This window comes from Nostoc sp. MG11 (assembly GCF_014904695.1).
Classification (GTDB): Bacteria; Cyanobacteriota; Cyanobacteriia; order Cyanobacteriales; family Nostocaceae; genus Komarekiella.
This window is the reverse complement of the sequence record NZ_JACXXN010000133.1, coordinates 1-3,620: the sequence shown is the minus strand read 5'-3', so window position 1 is coordinate 3,620 and position 3,620 is coordinate 1. Positions and strand designations below refer to the sequence as shown.

At 39.2% G+C, this 3,620-nt stretch carries 2 protein-coding genes; both read right to left on the bottom strand.

Going from position 1 to position 3,620, the window contains the following annotated elements; translation table 11 throughout:
• A partial coding sequence (locus HCR01_RS37295; protein WP_320073268.1) for a condensation domain-containing protein occupies positions 1-742 on the bottom strand: 742 nt, incomplete at its 3' end.
• Positions 739-3,620, bottom strand: a 2,882-nt coding sequence (locus tag HCR01_RS37290) for a non-ribosomal peptide synthetase (RefSeq protein WP_193200912.1), incomplete at its 5' end; no start/stop codon positions are given. The genes HCR01_RS37295 and HCR01_RS37290, both read right to left, overlap by 4 nt.

Below are 3,620 nucleotides of genomic sequence, written 5' to 3'. Positions count from 1 at the left end.
TTTGCCAAACTGCAAAGTCTGCGTACTGGATAGGTAATTCTGGTAAGGGTGATGTTTCTCCTACACAAAAAGCTTGATATAGAGTCGATAACTCTTGAATGAATACCCCTATTGACCAACCATCAGAAACAATGTGATGCACATTTACTAACAACACATATTCTGACTGTTCTAGTTGTAATAAAATACATCTGATTAATGGTGCTATTTCCAAGTCAAAAGGAGCAGTTGCTTCTTTGTGTGCTTGGTGCTGTACTAGGGTTCTTTGCTCTGCTTTACTGTGTTGTTGTAAGTCCACCATATTTATTTTCATGGTGGCTTCTGGGTGAATTACTTGTATTGGTGTGCCATTCACAGCTTGAAAGCTAGTGCGTAGTACCTCGTGACGGCGTACTATTTCTGATAATGCAAGTTTGAGGGCATCAAGATATAAGTTACCAGTGATACGGACACAAGAAGACATATTGTAAGTGGCACTTAATCCTTCAAGTTGGTTGAGAAACCACAGTCGCTCTTGTGCCCAGGATAGTGGTAATGGTTCATTGCGAGGACTTCTGGGAATGGTTTGAGGCTGAGAATATTGTAAAAACTTGATTATTTCAGCTTTGCGATCGCTCAGTTGAGTACGTATTTCTGGTGTAAGTATTCCTTGGGGAGCATTACAACGCAAACGAGTTTCATCGACCCATAGTTTAATATCTAAACCATTGAGTTCAGACAGAAATTTTTGAATCGGTTTCACAGTTCAATTTCCTCACGATTTTCTAATTGATCAAAAGGAGTAGTTTGTAGTTGTTGTACTAACGTTGAATCACTGTTATCGATGATTTTTGATAAGTTAGCTATTGTCGGTTCTTCAAACAAATTTCTTAAAGGAACATCGACTGCAAAAGCTTGCTTTACTCTAGAAATGACTTGTGTAGCCAACAGGGAATGTCCCCCCAAAGTAAAGAAGTTGTCATAAATACCCACTTTTTGTATACTCAAAACTGAAGCAAAAATATCAGCAATTACTTCCTCAGTACGATTCCGAGGTGGAATATATTGTAAGTTACTAAATGTTTGTTGATCAGGTGTTGGTAGTGCTTTGCGGTCTACCTTACCGTTGGCTGTTAAGGGTAAGGTATCTAAGGTGACAAAAGCACTGGGAACCATATATTCTGGTAGCTTTTGTTTGATGAATTCACGTAGTTGGTCAGTAGTTAGTAATTCATCTCTAATAACTATATAGGCAACTAAGCGCTTGTTACCAGGAATATCTTCTCTTGCAGTAACTACAGCTTGTTGGATTTGGGGGTGGGTATTTAAGACAGATTCAATTTCTCCTAGTTCTATGCGGAAGCCCCGCACCTTCACTTGGTTATCGATGCGACCTAGAAATTTGATGCTACCATCACTACTATAACAGGCTAAGTCGCCTGTTTTATAAAGGCGTTTGCATTTAGAATTAGAGAACGGACTTGGGATAAATTTTTCTTGGGTTAGTTCTGGACGGTTGAGGTAGCTTCTAGCTAAGCCATCACCACTAATGTATAATTCTCCGGGAACACCGATGGGTACTGGTTGTAGGTGTGAGTTTAAGATGTAGATTTGGGTGTTGGCTATTGGACGACCGATGGGAGAAGGTGCATTTTCAGTTCTTGCGACTGTTTTCTTTGTCCCTAATTGGTAAATTGTAGACCAGATAGTTGCTTCTGTTGGGCCATATAAATTCCACAATTCGCTACCAGTTTCAAGAATTTGATGAGCTAGTTGAGCAGATAATGCTTCACCACCACACAATACTTTTAGAGGATAATTAGAAGACCAACCACTAGCTAATAGCATTTGCCAAGTAACTGGAGTGGCTTGCATAACAGTTATCTTCGACTTGAATAACTCAAATAGTAAGAAATCTGCATTACTTGCAATAAAACGGGAAGCGACAATAACTTTTGCTCCTACTGTCAATGGCAGATAAAGTTCAAGGGCTGCAATATCAAAGGAAATAGTAGTAACAGCATAGAACGTATCTTCTTGAGTTAATCCTGGAAAATGACTCATGGAATTTAAGAAATTGACCAAACTCTGCTGTTCAATCGCAACTCCCTTGGGTTGTCCAGTAGAACCAGAAGTGTAGATAACATAAGCCAAATTATCAAAAGCTACTTCAACATCAAGATTGTGGTGAGAGTATTGCTCTATTGATACCCAATCAGTATCCAAACAAATCACATGTGCTTGGCGTTGTGGCAAAGATTCGAGTAACGACTGTTGAGTAAGCAACACCTGCACACCAGAATCATCTAACATATAACTTAGGCGTTCTTGAGGATAGTTAGGGTCAAAAGGTACATAAGCACCACCAGCCTTGAGTATCCCTAACAATCCCACCAGCATCTCAATAGAGCGTTCCACACAAATACCTACCAGTACCTCTGCTCCCACACCGAGGCTTTGCAAGTGATATGCTAATTGATTAGCTCTTTGATTTAATTGTTGGTAAGTTAATTGCTGATTTTCAAACATCACCGCCACACAATGGGGTGTTTTCTCTACCTGTTGCTCAAACAATTGATGAATACATTTATCAGTGGGGTACTCAGTAGCAGTATCATTCCACTCGGTCAACAACTGATGGCGTTCTGCTTGAGTTAACAAAGGTAACTCGCCCACCGTTTGTGAAGGATTTTCCACAATTGCACAGAAAATGGTTTGCAGATGTCCTAACATCCGCTCAATTGTATCTAACTCAAAACGAACAGTATCGTAACTAATCTTAATTAACAACTCATCCCTAGGAACTGCAACTACAGTCAATGGATAATTGTTTTGTTCAAAACCTCCTATTTCAGTTACCTTTAGCGAATCATCTTGATTTAACAAAGAACGCTCTAGTGGATAATTCTCAAACACCACAATACTCTCAAACAAAGGTGTTCCCCTTGTGACCTCACTCATTGATTGAATCTCAACAAGGGGAGTGTAAGAGTAATCTTGTAATTCCAACATTAGCTGTTGTATTTGTTGTAGCCAAGGTATTAGTTGCTGCTGGGGGGATATCTGGAGACGTAATGGTAAAGTGTTGATAAACAATCCCACCATCTTTTCTATCCCAGATAAATTACTAGGACGACCAGAAACAATCACACCAAATACAACGTCTTTTTCATCACTATAATGACTTAATAATAATGCCCAAACTGCTTGTACTATCGTCGATAAGGTGACATGGTGTTGTTGTGCGAGGTCTTGTAATCCACGGCTTGTCTGAACAGATAAAGTTAACTCCAGTTCCTTGTAATCTGAGTTTTTATATTCTTTTTGATACTGATTATTGTCTACTACCAAAGGAGTAGGAGCACTAAAACCTTGCAAAGTTTGTCGCCAAAACTCAAAAGAAATTTCTTGGTTTTGAGAATTCAACCAAGCGATATAGTCACCGTAGGGAGTTGGTGTCGGCAGTGAAAAAGTTTCATCTGTAACTTCAGCTTTGTAGAGACTAATAACTTCTTTAAAAATAATTGGTAAACACCATCCATCCATGAGAATATGGTGATGACTCCAGATGAACTTGTAATTATCTTCATCCAGCCTCACTAATGTACATCCCATCAATGGTGCTTGGTTGAATTGAAAAC